The sequence below is a fragment of the Acinetobacter sp. 24-47-64 genome, assembly GCF_057737055.1.
The window spans coordinates 2,881,424-2,901,701 of the sequence record NZ_CM173215.1 but is presented as its reverse complement, the minus strand read 5'-3'; the positions used below and the strand labels follow the sequence as shown (position 1 = coordinate 2,901,701).

Genomic DNA, 20,278 nt, shown 5'->3' with positions numbered 1-20,278 from the left:
GAGTTGAATTCATGGTAAAATGATCGGCTTTCATCTTTGATCTATTTTTTGATCTTCCATCTGCCAGCCGAGAATTGCTAGCCATGTCTACTGCTTATACCGCTCAGACTGCGCCAAAAGCGTTGTTTGATTACGACAAATATTGGGCGTCTTGTTTTGAACCCGCGCCTTTTTTGCCGATGTCACGCGAGGAAATGGACCAACTCGGTTGGGATAGTTGTGACTTTATTTTTGTTTGTGGTGATGCTTATATCGATCATCCATCATTTGTAACCGGTATCATTGGCCGTGTGCTTGAAGCGCAAGGTTTCCGTGTTGGTATTATTGCCCAACCAGACTGGACGAATGTTGAAGCATTCCGTGTACTTGGTAAACCAAATATTGCTTGGGGCGTATCGGCAGGTAACATGGACTCTATGATCAACCGTTATACGGCTGACCGTAAGATCCGTTCAGATGATGCTTATTCTCCAGATAACCAACCGAATAAACGTCCTGACCGTGCAGCAACAGTCTATTGTCAACGTTGTCGTGAAGCGTTCCCTGATGTTCCTGTTCTGCTAGGCGGTATCGAAGGTTCATTACGTCGTATCGCGCATTATGACTATTGGTCTGACAAAGTTCGTCGTTCTATTTTAATGGATTCAAAAGCCGATCTATTGATGTATGGTAATGGTGAACGCTCAATCATTGAAGTGATGCACCGTCTAGCCAAAGGCGAAAAAATTACAGACATTACTGATGTTCGTGGTACTGCATTTATTATTAATAAGCATAACCGTGCAGCGAAAGCTAAATTTGTTGAGATCGCATCAAATGATGTCGATACCATAGGCCGTGTTGATCCAATCATCAATCCATATGTGATGACCGAAGATATTGATGGCTGTGAAATTGAGAAAGACAAAGGCAACAGCTTAACGCAGTATCAGAATTTCCAAAAAGAAGTGGTCAGCAATCCGATTGTTCGTGAAGGCGACAATTTGGATGCAGATACGCAAATCGTGCAGTTACAGCCATCATCTAAGGCGATTAAGCATAAGTTGCCACCACGTGAATTGGCTGTGATTCGTCTACCTTCTTTTGAAGAAGTTGCCAATGATCCAGTGCTTTATGCCCATGCAAACCGTATTTTGCATCTAGAAACCAATCCAGGGAATGCGCGCGCACTCGTGCAGAAGCATGGTGAGCGTGATGTCTGGATTAATCCACCGCCAATCCCACTAACCACAGAAGAAATGGATTATGTGTTCGACTTGCCTTATGCACGTCTACCACATCCATCTTATGGCGATGCGCGTTTCCCAGCGTTTGACATGATCAAGTTCTCTGTGAACATCATGCGTGGTTGTTTCGGTGGTTGTACCTTCTGTTCGATTACGGAGCATGAAGGTCGAATTATTCAAAACCGTTCTGAAGAGTCGATCTTACGTGAAGTTGAAAAGATTCGTGATACGGCGCCGGGCTTTACAGGCATTATTTCGGACTTAGGTGGTCCGACAGCCAATATGTATCGTTTGGCATGTAAAGATCCAGAAATTGAAAAGAACTGTCGTAAGCCATCGTGCGTGTTCCCAGGTGTTTGTCAAAACTTGCATACTGATCACGCACCTCTTACGCAGTTATATCGTAAAGCTCGTGCTTTACCGGGTATTAAAAAGATTTTGATTGGTTCGGGTCTACGTTATGACCTTGCAGTTTTGAACCCTGAATATGTGAAAGAATTAGTCACGCATCATGTCGGTGGCTACTTAAAAATTGCACCTGAACATACCGAAAAAGGCCCGCTCAATAAAATGATGAAGCCGGGTATCGGGACGTATGATCGCTTTAAGCAGATGTTTGATCGTTTCAGTAAAGAAGCAGGTAAGGAACAATATCTTATTCCTTACTTTATTGCGGCGCATCCGGGTACAACCGATTACGACATGATGAACCTTGCAATTTGGTTGAAAAAGAATGGTTTCCGTGCTGACCAAGTACAAACCTTCTATCCATCACCAATGGCAACTGCGACCACCATGTACTACACCGGTAAAAATCCGCTTGCGAAAGTGGCACGTTATACTGAAGATGTCGACATTGTAAAAGGTGAAAAACGCCGCCGTTTACATAAAGCTTTCTTACGTTACCATGATCCAAATAACTGGCCTTTACTGCGTGAAGCTTTGAAAGAAATGGGTCGTCAGGACTTAATTGGTAATTCTAAGCAACATTTGATTCCGACGTATCAGCCTCAGGGCACGGATGGTCAATATCAATCTGCACGTAAGAAAAATTCAACTGTTGCAGGTGATTCACAAAAACGTACGGGTCAAACTGCTAATCGTGGTCAATCACAAGGACAAAATAATCGTCCGAAGAAAGGCCAAATCTTGACACAGCACACTGGTTTGCCACCACGTGAGACTGGAGATCGCAAAAAACCTTTTGGCGAGGGGAAACCTAAGGGTAAATCCAAACCCAAGTCTCGTGCATAAATGATAATTTCTTTTAAAAGGACGCTGCGGCGTCCTTTTTTGAACATTTTCTATACAATATTTTCGATAATGCTCATTTTATCGGAATATTGGGCTTGATTTGGGTAAGTCTCTTTTTTATTTTAAAATAATCATTTAAATTAGTAGTTTAGTGAGGTTTTGAGTTTTTCATTTCAGGTGATATTGTATTATCATCAAATGAGATTTTCATCATTGTCCAACAATTATGTAATAGTGTGATGTGGTTCATGTTTTAAACTATAGCCAATAAGTGCAGAACATGTTTAATATAAGCTTGGTCTGAAGCGCTTTTCACTTGGACTATGCGATGTTTAACATCAGCATAATGAAACAATAATAAAAGTTGTGTTTTTTTGAAGTAGTTTAAAAAAGAAATTAACGATAAGAATTCAAATAAGGATACTAGTCATGGATATCATGATCATCGCGAGTGTGATCATACTCGCTGTGGTGTTGTTCATTGCTTATAAAGGATTAAAGCATCAACAACCCTCTGATAGCATGCTCCGTCAAAGAGCAGTGTTTAGCCCCTATCAGCAAGTAACTTTCAATCGTCTTAAAGAAATCATGCCAAATGCGCATATTTTGGCACATGTCTCTTTTGACGCCTTACTGACCACAAAGTTACCGCGTACACGTCGTAAATATGAGTCAATGTTTGCTGATTTTGTGGTGATGAATAAGGATTGTAAAGTACTTGCCATTGTCAGTTTAGAAGATAAATTTTCATTCAAACGTGGACATACTTTACAGTTTCAAAATGCATTACTTGAAACAGCGGGATACAAAGTGATCTCTTACCATGCTGTCCCAGAATATGTGCAGTTAAGACGTGATTTTTTGGATGAATACACTGAGGAAATGCCAATTGAATGGGTAAACGAATCCGTGATTGAGCATAAATTAGAAAAGTATAGTGCTGGGCGATTGGCAGATATTCGCGCATTTAGCTAATCATCTTTGAAATAAAAAAGCATGCTCAGGCATGCTTTTTTTAATCAAGGTTTCGCAGCAATTACCGTTAACTCAACAAGAACATCGGGATGATACAGTCTGGCCTCTACGCATGTACGCGGTAAAGCTTTAATATCAGAAACCCATGCATCCCAAACTTCATTGAATGCTGCATAATCTTTTTCAATATCTTTTAGATAAATTGTCACAGACATGATATGGCTTTTATCTGTACCTGCTTCAGCCAATAAACGGTCAATAATGTCAAAGGTTTGTTGTGACTGTCCACGAATGTCGAGAGACGTATCTTCTGCTAACTGACCTGCCAGATGAACGAAGTGACCAAAAATAGCAACCTCAGAAAAACGTTTTTGAACGTGTAAACGTTGAACAGACATAAAGCTCATCCCTTATAGATATAAATATAGATTATGAAATGCCGTATAGGATTTAGAAAGTATAGGGGAAGTGGAACTATGAATTCGGTTTAATTGCTGTATCTCTGAAAGTTTATTTTTATGGGAGGAGATCAGAAATATTTGGAGGAAAAAGAGATTGTACCCATTCAGATTAGAGTGCCCTGTAATATTCGGATGGATTGTCACGCCAATCACAGGACAAATGTGTTAGATATAGGTCTTCTAACAACATCTCAGCAGACACATGGGTAAATGTATTGCGCGATTAGATTACTCTAAAAAGGAAAAAAAGGCGAAAAAAATTGACTTAATTTTGTTCTTTTGCATGAAAACTAGACGAAATTTACAATCCGAATAAATTGAGTTGCGTGTCTTGTTGTTTTTCTGAAAGTTGATACACCCCAACACCAATGAGCCTAAACTGATATTCATCAGGAATATTCATTTCCATTAACAATAATTTGAGTGCCAGTTGCAAATCCTCTATGTGATTGAAAGGTTGTTTAAAGCTTTTAGAGTGTTGTAAAACTTGAAAATTTTTAAGTTTGAGTTTGACGCTGATACCTCTAGCGATCATTTCCTTGTTTTGAAGATTTTGCCAAACACGAGAAAGCAGTGAAGTCCAAAATTGATCACATTGGTTTAAAAAAAGATCTTCATCAAACGTGGTTTCTTTAGAAATTTGCTGTCTTTGGCGTTCGCTTTGAACAGGTCGCTCATCAATCCCTTGAGCATAGAGAAATAATTGTTTGCCATATTTTCCGAAATGATGAGTGAGAAATTTTTCTTCCACCTGCTGTAAATCCCCAAGTGTTTCGAGTTGCAAAGCTTTTAATTTTTCCTGTGTGACCTTTCCTACACCAGGGATTTTTTTGAGTGGAAGATCATAGATAAACTGTTGCACCTGATTGGGTTTGATCACACAAATGCCATTCGGTTTATTCCAATCAGATGCAATTTTGGCTAAAAACTTATTTGGTGCAACGCCTGCTGAGGCGGTCAATCTAGTAAGCTGAAATATTTCATCACGAATATACATTGCAACTTCAGTGGCACTTGGGATCTGCTGTAAATTTTCAGTCACATCTAAATATGCTTCATCCAACGATAAGGGTTCGATGATGCTGGTATATTTTTGAAATATCTTATGAATTTGAGCTGAAACATGTTGGTATTTAGAAAAATTTGGCTCAATGACGATCACTTGTGGGCAAAGTTTTCTAGCTTGTGTCATCGACATGGCAGAACGTAAGCCATACTCACGAGCTGGGTATGATGCTGCTGCAACGACGGCCCGTGGGTGATGAGATGCAATGACCACAGGTAAGTGTTGTAATTCTGGACGCTCTCTAAGCTCCACAGAAGCGTAGAAAGCATCCATATCGATATGAATTATCTTTCGCAAAATGTTCAATCAATCATGAGATGCCTTAATTTTAACCCATAATTAAGGCATCGTTGAGCTGATTATTGGGTATGCGTAAGGCTCCGTCAGTAAAGTCACCTTTCGACCTTGATGCTGTGCATGATCAATCACGAGTTGTAGGCTTTTCGGAGAATGATCTGCTATTCGTGGTAGAAACTCTAAAGGCTGTGAAAGTGGTTTAAAGAAATTGTCCCAATGAATTGGAATGACTTCTTTCGGTTGTAACTGATCAATGGTTTCAGCGAGATACTGTTGTTGAAACTTAGGTGATTGTTTTGAAAGCTGAGCAATTCCTAAAAACAAGACATCTACATTTAACTTTTGAAATTGATTAGGAAGCGCACCTGTGCTGGCTTTAACTAAAATTTTGTGATTATTGTGCTCAATCAAGTAGTCAAAGCTACCGCCTTCTTTAAACTCATAAAAACGTGCTGGCTGAGGCAGTGGATGCAGAATCTCTTCACCTAAATCATTGTTCACTGCTGTAGGTGGCGTATGTTGTGAGGGAATAGGCGTAATACGAAATGCACCCAATTGTAGTGCTTGAAAAGGCACTGCCAGTTTCAATTGATGCTCAGGCACTTTGCCGCCTCGTGCTATATTTATTGTACTCAACGAACCAATGATGTGAGTTTTTGGGAGTGAACTTCCGAGCACTGAGATATCCAAAGCATGATCATAGTGACTGTGGGTCACCAATATGGCTTTGAGGCGTTTAAGCTCATGGTCCTGAATCATATTGTGAAGCAGTGCTTGATCACTGGAGAGGCGTTGTAAAGCAATGTTCATGAGAGATGGTCGACTAAAAAAACCATCAATTAGAATTTGTGAATTACCATCATCAAATAGCAATGTGGAAACGCCAAAAAAGCGAACATTTAATTTTTGTTCACTGACGGGTTGGTCTATTTTAGCCTTCCATTGATTAAATTCGGAGAGCTTTCCTGATGGTTGCCATAAATAAAAAAACGCAGCCATGAGCGTGACAGCCAAAAGACCAACCACTGTTAAAATCCCTTTTTTAAGCGACATCATGTCATCCTTATAAAGCGTAACTCGCTTGCTTGAGCCCAGTTGCACTCTATTTTTTTGTTAGATCTCTTTAGTTGTAACGTACTGACTCCTTAAGATTTATGGCTCAATTTGATTTAATTTTAGAAATTTTATCCAGTCGTTTTGATCGCCATTAAATACATTCAAATCCACTGGTGTAGAAATACCCTTAATTTTACCTTTATTGGTGTATTGCCAAAAGATCCAATCTGGATTGTCTTTTAATTCAGGTTGAGAGGTGTATTCACGTACCCAGAGTGGGGTATTCGTAAAAGCACCCGCAAGTACGATGTTATAGAAGGCTTTAGAAACATAAAAGATAGGTTGTTTGCCATAATGTTGATGCAGCAAATCGTGCATAACATCGATTTCATATAACAGTTGTTCTTTGCTATAGGTATTGATGCAATTGCTGTCGTATTCCAAATCAATGACTGGGGGAAGGGCATCTTCTTTACGTGGCACAGAATCAATGAAATTTAATGCCTGAACTTTTCCATCACGGCAAAGTCGATAGAAATGATACGCTCCGACTTTAAAACCATGCTCGCGTGCTTTAAGCCAATGATCCTGAAATTTTCGATCTTTAAAGTCACCACCTTCTGTTGCTTTGAGGTAGACAAATTGATATTCCTTTTTTGGAATTTGCGACCAGCGAATCTCTTTTTGATGATGTGAGACATCAAATCCTTTGATTGGATACTCTTGAGCTGTTGCTGGTTGAAACGGCAAAAAGAAAAAGCTCAATAATCCGACCATGAGTGCGATCAGGGCTGCACCTAAAAGGGAGGTCCACAAGATAATCTTCTGCGAATAGATATGCTGCTTATTTTTTGAATTCATGAGCACTTAAAGATTGGTGCGAAATATGATTAATATCATAACGCGAATAAACGTAAATGGTAGCGACAGTATCTAGAATCCATATTCATTAGTCATCATCCATTTCTTTCGGAATTTTCCAAAAAATAAACATGGTAATAATATTAATTGAGCCCATTAAAATTAATGTCCATTGGAAGGCCTGTTGCATTTGTGCAGTACCAAGATAAGCGGTGAATACATTGACCAGTGTACCTGCAAGCGCTACACCAATACTCATGGATACCATCATAATCATCGAGAGAAAACTGTTACCACTACTAGCATCTTGTTGAGGCAAATCCTTTAAGGTTAGCGTATTCATAGAAACAAATTGCAGTGAGTTCAACATACCAAAAATGAAGAAATGTAATGTTCTTAGCCATAAAGGTGTTTCGGCTGAGGTGAGGGCAAAACTTGCAATACATAAGCCAATAAGGCAGGTATTGACTAATAACACCCGACGATACCCAGATCGTTGAATAATTTGGCGAATGATCGGTTTTGATGCCAGTGAACCCAATACCGTTGGAATCATAAGTAAACCGGTAATAAATGGTTCAAAACCAAAAGCAACTTGTAGCATTAAGGGGATAAGAAAAGGCATCGCATTGCCGCCTAAGCGGGCAAAAAAGTTGCCTACAATACCAATCGCGAAAATTTGATTTTTGAATAGTTTCCCACGAAATAGAGCATTTTGGTGGGTATGGGCATGCACCATGTACCAAGCACTTGCAGATAAACCAAACACAATAAGAACAATACTCCACCATAGTGGAAGATAGGGGCTAGCAAAATTTTCAATCCCTAAACTTAAGCCAACCATCGCGATGACTAATAACAAGAAGCCAAAAAAATCAAATTTAGCAACATGGGTCTCGGTCACATTTGGCATGGCTTTAAATGTGAGAAAAACTCCAATGAGTCCAATAGGAATATTAATTAAGAAAATCCACTCCCAAGTCACGTACTCCACTAGCCATCCGCCAAGAGTAGGACCGATTAAGGGGCCAATCAGACCTGCAAGACTCATCAGAGACATGGCTGCAAGGAATTGGGTTCTAGGAATGATTTTCAACATTGCAAGACGCCCAACTGGAAGCAGTAAAGCACCTCCAATCCCTTGAATCACTCGGAAAAATAAAAGCTCATTTAAATTAGAAGAAAATGCACATCCGAGCGATGCCAAAGTGAAAATGATAATTGCAGAAAAATAAACATTTCGGACACCAAATCGGTCAGCTAGCCAACCACTGAGTGGAATACAGGCTGCGACTGACAATACATAAGCCACCACGACACTATGCATGTGGAGAGGATCTTCATTGAGGTGATGAGCGATTGCAGGAATCGCAGTATTGATGATAGTTGTGTCTAGACCTTGCATAAAAAAGCCGATCGAGACCAAAAACACCAATAATCTAAACTCAGGCTGTAAGGGTTGGTGTGCTGTGCTGCTCATCTTGTAGGATCATATTAGTAAGTTAATATTTTAAAACAGTTTCTCAGTATCACTTGTGGTTTATTTACGAAGGATTTGCAACAAAATTGCAATCTAATGGTCACAGCATTGTCATCGCATGGTCATAGAGTTGTTGCCAACAACATCATAAGAAGATTAAAAAAATGAAGCTAAAGTCTAACGCACTTGTGATCGCAATGTGTGCATTGGGGCTAGGGGCATGTAATGATGACACTAACAATATCACATCAGTACCAAATATTACGCCTGAATCGATTGAACTCAACTATCTCAGTCGTACAGAAAGTCGTGGTTTTGCGGTCAGCGCAGCAGAGATACCTGCCTATGATGCAAAAAGCCAAAGATTGTTTGTTGTAAACGCAAAAGAAGGCGTGGTTGATATTTTTGATTATCGCCAACCTCAGCAACCTAAATGGATTGGCTCTTTAGATGCTAAATCTTATTTAACAGACTCAGAAGTAAATAGTGTTGCTGTAAAAAATGGAATTGTTGCCTTGGCTGTACAAGCCAAAGATAAAACAGATCCAGGAATCGTGGCACTTTTTAATGCCAATGATTCGAGCTTTATTGCCCAAGTTCCAGTGGGTTCTCTACCCGATATGCTGACCTTTAGTGCAGATGGTAAAACCTTATTGGTGGCGAATGAAGGAGAGCCATCTCATGATTATGCGATTGATCCCGAAGGTTCGATTTCAATCATTGATCTCTCAAATTTGAACAAACCAGTTGCAAAAACAGCTGACTTCAAAGCCTTTAATAGTCAAGCTCAACTATTACGTGATCAAGGTGTGCGAATTTATGGTCCAAATGCAACAGTAGCGCAAGATTTTGAACCTGAATACATCACACTCAGCGCAGATGGCAAAATTGCATGGGTCGCATTACAGGAAAATAATGCCTTAGCTAAGGTGGATGTTTTAAATGCCAAAGTCATGGCTGTTTATCCGCTCGGTTTTAAAGATCATGGCTTACAAGGTCATGGTTTAGATGTCAGTGATGCCGATGGTGAAAATGGTCTTGCGAAGATCAATATTCAAACTTGGCAGCATGTTCGTGGCTTATATATGCCAGATGCGATCTCAAGTTACGAAGTCAATGGTAAAACGTATATTGTCACTGCCAATGAAGGGGATGCTCGTGCTTGGGGTGAAGATGATCCTGAATATTGGGGAGAAAAATTAAAGGATAATCCGAGTGCTCAAGGTAATATTAAAAAGGGTTTTGTTGAAGAATGGCGTGTGAAGCATCTAGTCCATAAAGATGGTTTCGATAGACGACAAGGGGAAGATCTGCCACCACAATTAAGAGCACTGGCGAAAGGTGCTGAATTGAATCCTCTGCATTTTGCATATTGTGGAGCGATCGATGGAGATGCTAAAGGATGCCGTGAAGACAAGATGCTTGGTCGTTTGAATATCACTTGGACTGAAGGTTATCAAAAGAATACTAATGGCACACCTAAACTCAATGCTCGAGGCAATTTGGTTTATGATCATTTATATAGCTTCGGGGCACGATCTGTCAGTATTTGGACAGAAAATGATGCACAAACAGGATTAGAGCTGGTTTGGGATTCGGGTGATGATTTTGAACAATATATTGCTCAGCACCATCCTGAGATCTTTAATGCAAACCATGAAGAAGCAGGGATCGATAATCGTAGTGACAATAAAGGCCCAGAGCCAGAAGGCGTGGTGATAGGTCAAATCGGTCAGAAAACTTATGCATTTATTGGTTTAGAACGAGCTGGAGGCGTGATGGTATATGACATCTCCAATCCTGCCCAACCCCAATTTGTGCAATATATTCATTCACGAAAACTTGATGCAACCACTGCCGATATCGAGGCAGGTCAGGCAGGAGACTTAGGTCCTGAAGGATTAACCTTTGTTTCAGCAAAAGAATCTCCAACGGGTATGCCTTTACTGATTGTAGGGAATGAAGTCAGTGGTACTACAGCAACGTATCAGATCACGTTGAAATAGAGCCTGATCGTGTAGATGTATGATAAAAGAGCCATATGGCTCTTTTATTTTTTACTCGTCATGCGTAATGCTTTAAAGTCTTGTTGAATTTAGACCACGAATTGTTCAGGGCATTTCAAGTTTGCGATGGCATTGATGATTTGATGTGAATGCTCGCATACGATGATTTTTGCACGATGTTGAGCAGGTAGAAAACCTTCTTGTACTGCATGATCGAGTTGTGCAATCAAGGCATTATAGAATCCATTGACGTTATAAATAATCATTGGTTTTTGGTGTTGATTTAACTGTCCCCAAGTTGCGATTTCTAAGATTTCTTCAAATGTACCTAAACCTCCCGGGAGCGCAACAAAAGCACTAGCACGTTCAGCCATCATGGCTTTGCGTTCATGCATTGTTCTTACCACGTGAAGTTCTGTTAACTGATTATGGGCAACCTCGTAATCAAGCATAAATTCAGGAATAACACCAACAACTTCACCATGGTTTTCAATGACTGTATCTGCGACTTGTCCCATTAATCCGATACTTGCAGCACCATATACGATGCCAAATCCTTGCCTTGCAATTTTTTCAGCCAAAGCAATGGCTTTTTCTTGGTAAATAGGATTATTGCCAAAACGAGAACCACAATAAAGTGCAATAAGGCATTGAGTTGCTTTTGATTTAACTGATGTATTGGTCTCTAAGGTGTTATTAAGAACGCTTGTATTCATATTTATTTACTCACCTTTTTTAAATGAACTTTATCATGCAGTTTAATCTAAGCAAGAAAGGTGACAACTGTATAGATAAATAAGACTTTTTTTGAAATGTTTTGTAGTTTCATTCCAAAATGATTGATAAAGCCAATCTCGATTCACCGAAAAAATAGTGAATTGCACTAAAATCTTTTCTATACTGAAAATCTGTTCGGCAACCAATACATCAATATGAGTAGTGATCGACATCGCTCAATAGAACAAAATATTATTTATTTTCTAAATTTAAATACTGCATTTATAACTTTGCCTCATCACTTTGGTTTAAATGAATCCCATCTTCCTGAAACGTGGGAGTGTAACTCATGATTTTTGAATGGATGTCTGATCCTTCCGCATGGGTGGGACTCTTAACTTTAATTATTTTAGAAATTGTTCTCGGGATTGATAATCTCGTCTTTATCGCGATTTTGGCGGAAAAACTGCCGCCTGAGCAACGCAATAAAGCCAGAATTTTAGGCTTAACGCTCGCGCTTGGCATGCGCCTAATCCTTTTGGCGTCAATCGCTTGGATTATCACGTTAACGAATCCATTATTCCATATCTTTGATCATCCGTTTTCAGCCCGAGATCTTATTTTGATTTTTGGCGGTATTTTCTTGTTAATGAAGGGAACTTTAGAACTACATGAACGTCTAGAAAGTAAAGTTCATGTTAAAGAAGAAAATCCTGTTCATGCTGCATTTTGGATGGTCATTGTACAGATCGTGGTATTGGATGCAGTGTTCTCACTCGACAGTGTGATTACAGCAGTCGGTATGGTCAAAGATCTTTCGGTCATGATGATCGCCGTAATTATTGCGATAGGAATCATGCTATGGGCCTCTAAAGCCCTCATGGACTTTGTGAATAAGCATCCAACTGTGGTGATTCTGTGTCTATGTTTCTTGATGATGATCGGTTTCTCATTGGTTGTCGAAGGCCTAGGCTTCCACATTCCGAAGGGTTATCTATACGCTGCAATTGGTTTCTCTGTCCTGATTGAGTTTTTAAATCAATTGATGCGCCGTAACCAAGAAAAAACGGTAACAACGACTGATTTACGTTTTAAAACAGCTTCTGCCGTCATTCGTATGCTGGGTGGTAAGTCAAAAACGGCAGATGCTCAATCGGCAAATACAGATGATGTCTTGGCTACCCAAGCGTTGGTAGAGGAAATGTTCTCGGATGAGAATGCGGTATACCAGAGCGTGATGTTGCAAGGAGTATTAGGTTTATCTGAGCGACCAGTCAAATCATTAATGACCCCACGTCCAGAACTCGAATGGATCGATTTAAATGACGATCCTGAAAGTATTAAACATCAAGTGCTTTCTATGAAACATTCACGTTTGATCGTTGCACATGGCGAGCTGGACAATATTGCTGGGGTGGTGCTCACGCATAACGTTTTGAATGACTATATTGAATCAGGCGATTTTAATTTCGAAAAACACATTCGAGAGCCTGTCATTGTCCATGAAAGCGCTCAAGTCTTAATGGTAATGGATCAATTGCGTCAGGCACCCTTACAAATGGCGATTGTGCTCAATGAATATGGTTCCATTGAGGGTATTGCAACACCGATTGATATTTTAGAAGCGATTGCGGGTGAATTCCCGAACGAAAATGAAATAGAAACTGCAGTTGAAAGCTTAGAGGATGGTTCACTCATGCTCGAGGGTTCAACTGATATTCGTCATATTTCATTATTGCTTGATCGTGATTTAGTTGATGAGTCAGAACAGTATTCTACGCTGTCTGGTTATATCTTATTCCATTTAGGACATTTACCTGAAAATGGAGAAACCTTTGAAGCAGAAGGGTATCTATTTGAGGTGGTTACAATGGATGGTCATAAAATCGAAAAAGTACATATTGTACCCATCGTAAAACAAGACCCATCAGAATGATTTAAACTCAGTTAAAATAGCATCTCATTAGGTGCTATTTTTTTTGGAATATTGATGTCCGAACTCAATTGTCCTTGCGGGCATGGAATTTATACACACTGTTGTGAACCTTTACATCGTGGTCAGCGTGTTGCAGAAAGTGCTGAACAGCTCATGCGTTCTCGCTATAGTGCATTCGCTAAACATGAAATCGACTATATTGTGAGTACCACAGCATCAGGTCAGCAAAGTCATTTAGACATTGCTGCCATTCGGGATTGGGCGATGAGCAATCAGTGGTTAAAACTAGAGGTTATTCAGCATTTACCTCGTCTGGATAAAAACCATGCTCAAGTTGAATTCAAAGCACATTACCAACATGTCGATCAGGTACATGTCCATCATGAAACCTCAAATTTCGTATTCACCAATAGACAGTGGTATTTTTTAGACCCAACGACAGATCAAACTGTGACGATGAAGCAGACTTGTATTTGTGGATCAGGAAAAAAATTTAAGCAATGTTGTGCGCGATTTCTCTAGAATTAATTTTTAATTAACTTAGAATATTGCGCATTAAAAACCCTCATTTGGAAGTAGGGCAATGTTACTCACCGTTATTTATATTATTGCGATTACTGCGGAAGCGATGACAGGCGCCTTGTCTGCAGGTCGACGAAGTATGGATTGGTTTGGTGTCATTATTATTGCCTGTGTGACTGCTTTGGGCGGAGGATCAGTTCGTGATGTTTTGCTAGGGCACTATCCTTTAACTTGGGTGAAACATCCTGAATATCTAGTACTTACATGTTGTGCAGCATTATTTACGATTTTTATCGCAAAATGGATGCGACATCTACGTTCGGTATTCTTACTTCTAGATGCCTTAGGTCTGATAGGTTTTACCATTATTGGTTGTCAAATTGCGATTCAAATGGAACAGGGTTTCGTGGTTTGTGCAGTGGCAGGGGTATTGACAGGCGTTTCAGGGGGTATTTTACGAGATATCTTATGTAACGATGTGCCTTTAGTCTTCCGTCGCGAACTTTATGCCAGTATTTCTTTTGTTGCGGTCATTTTCTATTGGGGCTGTATCGAAGTCGGTTTTTCACAAGATATCACCATTATTTCTACTCTTGTTTTTGGTTTCACATTGCGTTGTATCGCAATTTACTTTGGCCTTGAAATGCCAAAATTTATTTATAAAGATGATGATGAACAGTCGGCGTCATCAAAAGATGTAAATTAAACTTTTTACACTCATCTTTCAAAATGGCCGATAATGTGATCGGTCATTTTTATATGGTTCTTTAGAAAATAAAAATAAGCAGTGTTGAGAAAACAGCGATTGTCATTGGTTGTATTTAAATCACTCCTCACAGAGAGCATGCTATGGATTTAATCTCACGAATACAGCGTTTACCTATTGGTAAATTTCACTACACCTTGTTGTGGGTGATTGGATTAGGCTGGATGTTTGATGCAATGGATACTGGACTAATTTCCTTTATCTTGGCGAAGATGGCTGAAGACTGGCAAATGACGCCTGCTGAAAAAGGTTGGGTTGTATCCATAGGCTTTGTGGGGATGGCGATAGGTGCAGTGTTCTCTGGTGGACTGGCAGATCGAATCGGGCGTAAAGCAGTATTTGCTACAACTTTGGTCATCTATAGTATAGCAACAGCTCTTTGTGCTTTCGCACCAAATTTAACATGGTTATTAATCTTTAGATTTATTGTAGGTTTAGGCTTAGGTGGACAGTTACCAGTTGCCGTGACTTTAGTGAGTGAATACATTCCAGCCCATGTTCGTGGTCGCTTTATTGTGTTACTTGAAAGCTTCTGGGGGCTAGGATGGTTATGTGCTGCACTGGTTTCTTATTTTGTCATCCCTAAATTTGACTGGCATGTTGCATTTTTATTGGGTGGTTTGCCTGCACTTTATGTCTTCGTCATTCTAAAAAAAGTTCCGGAATCTGTTCCTTACTTGATCAATCGAGGTCGTATTAATGAAGCGCACGCGATTGTGCAAAAAATCGAGCGACAGTGTGGTGTCGAAGTCATCGAAAAAATTGAAGTGAAACCAGTTTCAACACATTCAAATGTCAGTTTTGGTCAGTTATGGTCAAGCGGTTTCGCTAAGCGCAGTTTAATGCTGTGGTTAATTTGGTTTGGGATTGTTTATTCGTATTACGGTATTTTTACGTGGTTACCAAGTCTTTTAGTCAAAGAGGGATATACCATTGTGCAGTCTTTTGAATATGTTCTCGGGATGATTTTAGCACAATTGCCAGGTTATATTGTCGCGGCATGGCTCGTTGAAAAGTTAGGGCGTAAAGCGACGCTTTCAGGCTTTATTGCAATGTGTGCAGTATCAGCATATTTCTTTGGGCAGGCTGATACCGTAGCGATGATCATGTTCTGGGGATGCTTGATGTCATTCTTTAATCTTGGTGCATGGGGCGTTTTATATACCTACACGCCTGAACAATATCCTGCAAATATTCGTGCTTTCGGATCAGGATGGGCAGCAGCAATTGGGCGTATTGGTGGGATTGTTGCACCTTTAGTGGTTACCCATATGATGGTGGCTTCAAATGGATTTAGCCAAGTATTTATGATGTTTACCGCTGTATTATTGGCAGTTGCAGCCGTGATCTTGGTGCTCGGTGAGGAAACCAAAGGTAAGACACTTGAGTCTATGGGGATGTAAATCTGTGAAAAAAGAGGAGCTAAGCTCCTCTTTTTTAGACCCATTTTTGACGCGCTTTAGTTAAGTCAAAATGTAATGTGTTCGACACTTGCTGGAGATTGAATTTTTCTTTATCTTCAGGGAGTTGAATTAAAATAGGCAAAGCTGATACCCCATTGTCGCCATTGACAAAAGCATAGTGACGCTCAGTCTGATTAATTGAAATCAAACTTTCAAACTCAAGGTACACCGTCGTTTCATCATGTTTTTTGGGCACTTTCACGAGATCTAAATATGCAATTCGTCGATTATTAATTCCAGCCAATTTAAGCGCTTCAAGCTCCGATTTTAACTTTTCAGTTTTATCAAACATTTTTTGAAAGAATCCTTTGTTTGATTGGCTTTCGAGTTCTCTTTTTTTCTGATTGAAAGCAATTTGATTGACTTTATGTTGGTCTAGAGCATCGGCAATAATTGTTTTAACTTGCTCAATCGCTGCTTGAGATTTGCTATGACTTGCCGCATAAGACTCTGCATCTAAACTCACAAAAATAGTATGTCGTCTTTTTTCCATCAATTTTAAATAGGATAAAATTTTATATTCGAAAATTTGAGCTTGAGTATTGAAGGCGATAATGGGTTCACTTGAAAAGTCTTTATAAAAACTCGCAATATCAGAGAACAGACGATGCATACTGATAAAACAATAATCAAACTCATCAGGGTGACGAATTGAATGACGCAGTGCATATTGAAAAGGTTGCAAGATCTCAAGAGTTAAAGCTTTTTCGAAATCTAAAAGGCGCTCATTAATGACTTGTTCGACTGAAAATCCAGAGGCATCGAGCGGTTTTTTGAGTAACGGTAATAACAGATCAAAATTGACGTTATGAAATTTTTCCATCAGATCCAAAATAGGAGTCGTGATCTGTCGTTGAATCGTAATAATTCGACTGACTTGCCATTTAAATTGTTCTAAATAACTTGGATCATTTAAACGTTTCTTATCCAACACCACGCCATTTAGGTAAACTCGATCTTCAAGACCTAGCTTTTCTTCCATTAAAAAGCGGCGGATAGAATATGGGTTCTGTCTAAAGTCATGAATGGTCGCGACCAGATATAAATACTGACTGCTTTCAATGACATCAAAATCACGAATTTTTTGTTCTTGAATAATAAAGTCTTGGAATAATGGGTGGCTAATTTGCTTCAGTTGTCTCGGGAGGATGGTTTTGAACCAATAGCCTAAAATTTGATGTTTAATATGAACTTCAAGAATAAAAGTACGAATTTCTTCAGCTGTTAAATGTCGGCAATTATCAGGAACATTTAAGTCGAGTGTTTTGATGATATTTGCAGCATCATATAAAAAAGTTTTTCGTAGGAGTTGTTTGTCTCTAAGAAAACTTTGATCTTCTTCTGTTTCAATACGATCAATTTGATTTTGTACAGTTTCTAAGTAATCGGCGATTTTAATTACGTCTTGATATGATTTAAGCGTTTCTAAAGTGGCTGCGATCTTTTCAGCCAAAGTTCGCATTTTCGGTGAGATTAAATGACTGCTTAAATCCTGAAGACCAACAATGCCCTTAAAAGTGAATGATTGTCGATGTTGATCCCAGTAAATATTCTTCGCAGTCAGGAATTGTTCCTGGATCAGACCTTGTATTGGTGCGGGAACACTATTAAAAATATTTTTTAAACGCGTTTGCCAATGAACATCTAGATTAGGGTCAATTTGAAATAATTTTGAGCGAAGATCATAAGGAATGTAATTATGCATGTTTGTTCCGTTCATACGATGAGCGTATGTAAAAGCATTCGTTATAAAGTTGTGTTTTGATTATTGTATATTCAATAAAATTAATTGGATACAAGAAAAAAGTGCAATTTAAAATGAAATAAAACCAACTGGCCTTTTTTTTGTTATTTTATCTTTACAAAGTGTCCAACCTTGCTTGTTCTTCGCAGTTTGGGAGACTAGCATACACCCTTAAACTATTCATTCATTAGGATTTCACGATTCAATGACAAGCCTTGCGCACCAAGCGACAGAGAATCGTTCTGTAGCAGAATTTACAGAACAAGCTTACCTAAACTATGCGATGTACGTGATTATGGATCGTGCATTGCCTCATATTAGTGACGGATTAAAACCTGTACAACGCCGTATCGTATATGCGATGAGCGAGCTTGGTCTAAAGCATAGTGGTAAACCCAAAAAATCAGCACGTACAGTTGGTGATGTTTTAGGTAAATATCATCCGCATGGTGATTCTGCTTGTTACGAAGCAATGGTCTTAATGGCACAGCCATTTAGTTATCGTTATCCATTTATTGAAGGGCAGGGCAACTGGGGATCACCAGATGATCCAAAGTCGTTTGCTGCAATGCGATATACCGAGGCCAAACTATCACAATATAGTGAAGTCCTGCTCTCTGAGTTAGGTCAAGGAACTGTCGACTGGCAAGATAACTTTGATGGTTCATTAAAAGAGCCTGTAAATTTACCAGCACGCGTACCGAATATTCTTTTAAATGGTACGACGGGAATTGCGGTGGGAATGGCAACAGATATTCCACCACACAATTTACGGGAAGTTGTTAAGGGTACCATTGCACTGATTCGTAACCCGAATTTGTCTGATGAAAAAGTTGCTGAATATATTCCTGGTCCAGACTTACCGACTCAAGCAGAAATTATTACACCTGCTGATGAATTACTGAAATTACAAAGCACTGGGCGCGGCAGTTATCGCATGCGTGCGGTATATTCGGTTGAAAAAAATGAAATTGTCATCAGTGAATTACCATATCAGGTTTCTGGCTCTAAAATTATCAGCCAAATTGCTGATCAAATGCAGGCAAAAAAATTACCGTTGGTAAGTGATGTACGAGATGAATCAGATCATCAATGTCCAACACGTTTGGTAATTGTCTTGCGTTCAAATCGTATCGATGCAGATGCGGTCATGAGCCATTTATTTGCCACGACCGATCTTGAGTCGAGCTACCGCGTCAATATGAATATGATTGGTGCTGATGGTCGTCCACAAGTAAAATCAATCCGTCGTATTTTATTGGAATGGATTGAAATTCGTAAAACGACTGTGACGAGACGTTTGCAATACCATTTGAATAAAATTGAAAAACGTCTACATATTCTGGCGGGACTTTTAATTGCCTATTTAGATATTGATACGGTAATTCGCATTATTCGTGAGGAAGACCATCCGAAAGAAGTCTTAATGTCACATTTCTGTATTGATGAAATTCAAGCTGAAGCCATTTTAGAGCTTAAATTACGTCATTTGGCGCGTCTCGAAGAAATGGAGATTCGCCGTGAACAAGAAGAGCTTGAGGCTCGAGCAGCCGTGATTCGTGAGCAATTGGCGAATCCTGAATCTTTAAAAAATCTGATTATTTCAGAATTAAAAGAAGATGCGAAAAAGTTTGGTGATGATCGTCGATCTCCAATTGTTCAGCGTGAAGAAGCGACCGCGATTAGTGAACAAGATTTGATGCCGGCTGATCCTGTCACTGTCATTTTATCTGAAGCGGGTTGGATTCGTTGTGCGAAAGGACATGAGATCGATCTAGATAAAGTCAATTTCCGAGCAGGGGATCAATATTTAAGTCATGCACAAGGTAAATCTAATCAAAAAGTGTATGTATTAGATCAATCTGGTCGAAGTTACGCATTACCAATTACAGGATTACCTTCAGCACGTGGCTTAGGTGAACCATTAAGCTCGAAATTATCGCCAGCAAATGGAGTAAATTTCCAACAAATTCTGATTGCCGAAGATGAGGTGGAAATACTCGCGATCAGCTCCAAAGGATATGGTTTTAAGACGCAAGCGAAACAATTGGACACCAATGCTAAAGCTGGTAAAGCGTTTTTAACGCTTGCAGATGACGCAAGCGCAATGCCATTGCAACAAATTGATGGTACACATATTGCTGTACTCAGCAGTTCTGGACGATTATTACTGACAGAGCTGACAGAATTACCAATGCTCAATAAAGGAAAAGGTAATAAATTGATGCAGTTGGATGCAAAGGAACGCATTGTGTCTATGACAACACTTAACTTGGATGATGTGCTTCAGGTCGTTGCTGGACAACAACAATTGAAATTAAAAGGTGATGATCTGCTGAAATACATCGGTAAACGTGCTTCAAAAGGGCAGGTATTACCACGAGGTTATCAAAAAGCAAATAAACTCTTCATTCAAAGATAAAGCTAGCATCTAGTCGACAAAATACG

The 20,278-nt window shown here is 39.4% G+C and carries 15 protein-coding genes; 8 read left to right on the top strand and 7 right to left on the bottom strand.

What is annotated here, in order from left to right; translation table 11 throughout:
• Positions 1-83 precede the first annotated feature (83 nt).
• Both AC1M85_RS13750 and AC1M85_RS13745 read left to right on the top strand, forming a co-directional pair.
• On the top strand, positions 84-2,480 hold the full coding sequence (locus AC1M85_RS13750; protein ID WP_035268131.1) for a YgiQ family radical SAM protein: 2,397 nt from the start codon (positions 84-86) through the stop codon (positions 2,478-2,480).
• 429 nt (positions 2,481-2,909) lie between these two features.
• Positions 2,910-3,455 carry a DUF2726 domain-containing protein gene (locus tag AC1M85_RS13745; RefSeq protein WP_481590457.1) on the top strand — a complete coding sequence of 182 codons (546 nt, stop codon included), beginning with the start codon at positions 2,910-2,912 and terminating at the stop codon, positions 3,453-3,455.
• Positions 3,456-3,499: 44 nt separating this feature from the next.
• On the opposite strand, the gene AC1M85_RS13740 is transcribed toward AC1M85_RS13745, so the two are convergent.
• From AC1M85_RS13740 to mdtD, 5 genes are all read right to left on the bottom strand, one after another.
• Positions 3,500-3,853, bottom strand: coding sequence for a RidA family protein (locus tag AC1M85_RS13740; RefSeq protein WP_488213245.1), 354 nt, complete (start codon positions 3,851-3,853; stop codon positions 3,500-3,502).
• A 364-nt stretch (positions 3,854-4,217) separates the two neighbouring features.
• Positions 4,218-5,279, bottom strand: a complete 1,062-nt coding sequence (gene dinB, locus AC1M85_RS13735; protein ID WP_180028858.1) for a DNA polymerase IV — start codon at positions 5,277-5,279, stop codon at positions 4,218-4,220.
• Positions 5,280-5,321: 42 nt separating this feature from the next.
• Positions 5,322-6,332 carry an MBL fold metallo-hydrolase gene (locus AC1M85_RS13730; protein WP_488213244.1) on the bottom strand — a complete coding sequence of 337 codons (1,011 nt, stop codon included), beginning with the start codon at positions 6,330-6,332 and terminating at the stop codon, positions 5,322-5,324.
• Positions 6,333-6,431: 99 nt separating this feature from the next.
• Positions 6,432-7,196 (bottom strand): glycoside hydrolase family 25 protein, encoded by a 765-nt coding sequence (locus tag AC1M85_RS13725; protein ID WP_488213243.1) that lies wholly within the window; start codon positions 7,194-7,196, stop codon positions 6,432-6,434.
• 88 nt (positions 7,197-7,284) lie between these two features.
• Positions 7,285-8,676 carry a multidrug transporter subunit MdtD gene (gene mdtD / locus AC1M85_RS13720; RefSeq protein ID WP_488213242.1) on the bottom strand — a complete coding sequence of 464 codons (1,392 nt, stop codon included), beginning with the start codon at positions 8,674-8,676 and terminating at the stop codon, positions 7,285-7,287.
• A 164-nt stretch (positions 8,677-8,840) separates the two neighbouring features.
• On the opposite strand from mdtD, the gene AC1M85_RS13715 reads away from it, so the two are divergent.
• Positions 8,841-10,682 (top strand): choice-of-anchor I family protein, encoded by a 1,842-nt coding sequence (locus tag AC1M85_RS13715; RefSeq protein WP_488213241.1) that lies wholly within the window; start codon positions 8,841-8,843, stop codon positions 10,680-10,682.
• Between the two features lie 89 nt (positions 10,683-10,771).
• On the opposite strand, the gene AC1M85_RS13710 is transcribed toward AC1M85_RS13715, so the two are convergent.
• The gene (locus tag AC1M85_RS13710; protein WP_488213240.1) at positions 10,772-11,398 is read right to left on the bottom strand and encodes an LOG family protein; all 627 of its coding nucleotides are present in this window, start codon (positions 11,396-11,398) and stop codon (positions 10,772-10,774) included.
• A gap of 350 nt (positions 11,399-11,748) precedes the next feature.
• Between AC1M85_RS13710 and AC1M85_RS13705 the strand changes: the two genes are divergently transcribed.
• The 4 genes from AC1M85_RS13705 (at position 11,749) to niaP (ending at position 16,026) form a co-directional block, all read left to right on the top strand.
• Positions 11,749-13,335 (top strand): TerC family protein, encoded by a 1,587-nt coding sequence (locus AC1M85_RS13705; protein ID WP_481586709.1) that lies wholly within the window; start codon positions 11,749-11,751, stop codon positions 13,333-13,335.
• 54 nt (positions 13,336-13,389) lie between these two features.
• Positions 13,390-13,857 (top strand): YchJ family protein, encoded by a 468-nt coding sequence (locus tag AC1M85_RS13700; RefSeq protein WP_092767377.1) that lies wholly within the window; start codon positions 13,390-13,392, stop codon positions 13,855-13,857.
• A 61-nt stretch (positions 13,858-13,918) separates the two neighbouring features.
• Positions 13,919-14,563 (top strand): trimeric intracellular cation channel family protein, encoded by a 645-nt coding sequence (locus AC1M85_RS13695; protein ID WP_035268119.1) that lies wholly within the window; start codon positions 13,919-13,921, stop codon positions 14,561-14,563.
• Positions 14,564-14,706: 143 nt separating this feature from the next.
• Complete coding sequence (gene niaP, locus AC1M85_RS13690) at positions 14,707-16,026, top strand: niacin transporter NiaP (RefSeq protein WP_481596093.1); 1,320 nt, start codon at positions 14,707-14,709, stop codon at positions 16,024-16,026.
• A 34-nt stretch (positions 16,027-16,060) separates the two neighbouring features.
• On the opposite strand, the gene AC1M85_RS13685 is transcribed toward niaP, so the two are convergent.
• Entirely contained in the window at positions 16,061-17,791 is a 1,731-nt protein-coding gene (locus AC1M85_RS13685) for a hypothetical protein (RefSeq protein WP_481593219.1), read from the bottom strand.
• 244 nt (positions 17,792-18,035) lie between these two features.
• Here AC1M85_RS13685 and parC point away from each other — a divergent pair, with 244 nt between their 5' ends.
• Complete coding sequence (gene parC, locus AC1M85_RS13680) at positions 18,036-20,252, top strand: DNA topoisomerase IV subunit A (RefSeq protein WP_481590451.1); 2,217 nt, start codon at positions 18,036-18,038, stop codon at positions 20,250-20,252.
• Positions 20,253-20,278: the final 26 nt, after the last annotated feature.

Coding starts and splice junctions, on each gene's coding strand:
- AC1M85_RS13745 (WP_481590457.1), top strand. CDS start 2,910: ATGGATATCATGATCATCGCGAGTGTGATCATACTCGCTGTGGTGTTG.
- niaP (WP_481596093.1), top strand. CDS start 14,707: ATGGATTTAATCTCACGAATACAGCGTTTACCTATTGGTAAATTTCAC.
- AC1M85_RS13705 (WP_481586709.1), top strand. CDS start 11,749: ATGATTTTTGAATGGATGTCTGATCCTTCCGCATGGGTGGGACTCTTA.
- AC1M85_RS13685 (WP_481593219.1), bottom strand. CDS start 17,791: ATGCATAATTACATTCCTTATGATCTTCGCTCAAAATTATTTCAAATT.
- AC1M85_RS13715 (WP_488213241.1), top strand. CDS start 8,841: ATGAAGCTAAAGTCTAACGCACTTGTGATCGCAATGTGTGCATTGGGG.
- AC1M85_RS13700 (WP_092767377.1), top strand. CDS start 13,390: ATGTCCGAACTCAATTGTCCTTGCGGGCATGGAATTTATACACACTGT.
- AC1M85_RS13725 (WP_488213243.1), bottom strand. CDS start 7,196: ATGAATTCAAAAAATAAGCAGCATATCTATTCGCAGAAGATTATCTTG.
- AC1M85_RS13730 (WP_488213244.1), bottom strand. CDS start 6,332: ATGTCGCTTAAAAAAGGGATTTTAACAGTGGTTGGTCTTTTGGCTGTC.
- parC (WP_481590451.1), top strand. CDS start 18,036: ATGACAAGCCTTGCGCACCAAGCGACAGAGAATCGTTCTGTAGCAGAA.
- AC1M85_RS13710 (WP_488213240.1), bottom strand. CDS start 11,398: ATGAATACAAGCGTTCTTAATAACACCTTAGAGACCAATACATCAGTT.
- AC1M85_RS13740 (WP_488213245.1), bottom strand. CDS start 3,853: ATGTCTGTTCAACGTTTACACGTTCAAAAACGTTTTTCTGAGGTTGCT.
- AC1M85_RS13750 (WP_035268131.1), top strand. CDS start 84: ATGTCTACTGCTTATACCGCTCAGACTGCGCCAAAAGCGTTGTTTGAT.
- mdtD (WP_488213242.1), bottom strand. CDS start 8,676: ATGAGCAGCACAGCACACCAACCCTTACAGCCTGAGTTTAGATTATTG.
- AC1M85_RS13695 (WP_035268119.1), top strand. CDS start 13,919: ATGTTACTCACCGTTATTTATATTATTGCGATTACTGCGGAAGCGATG.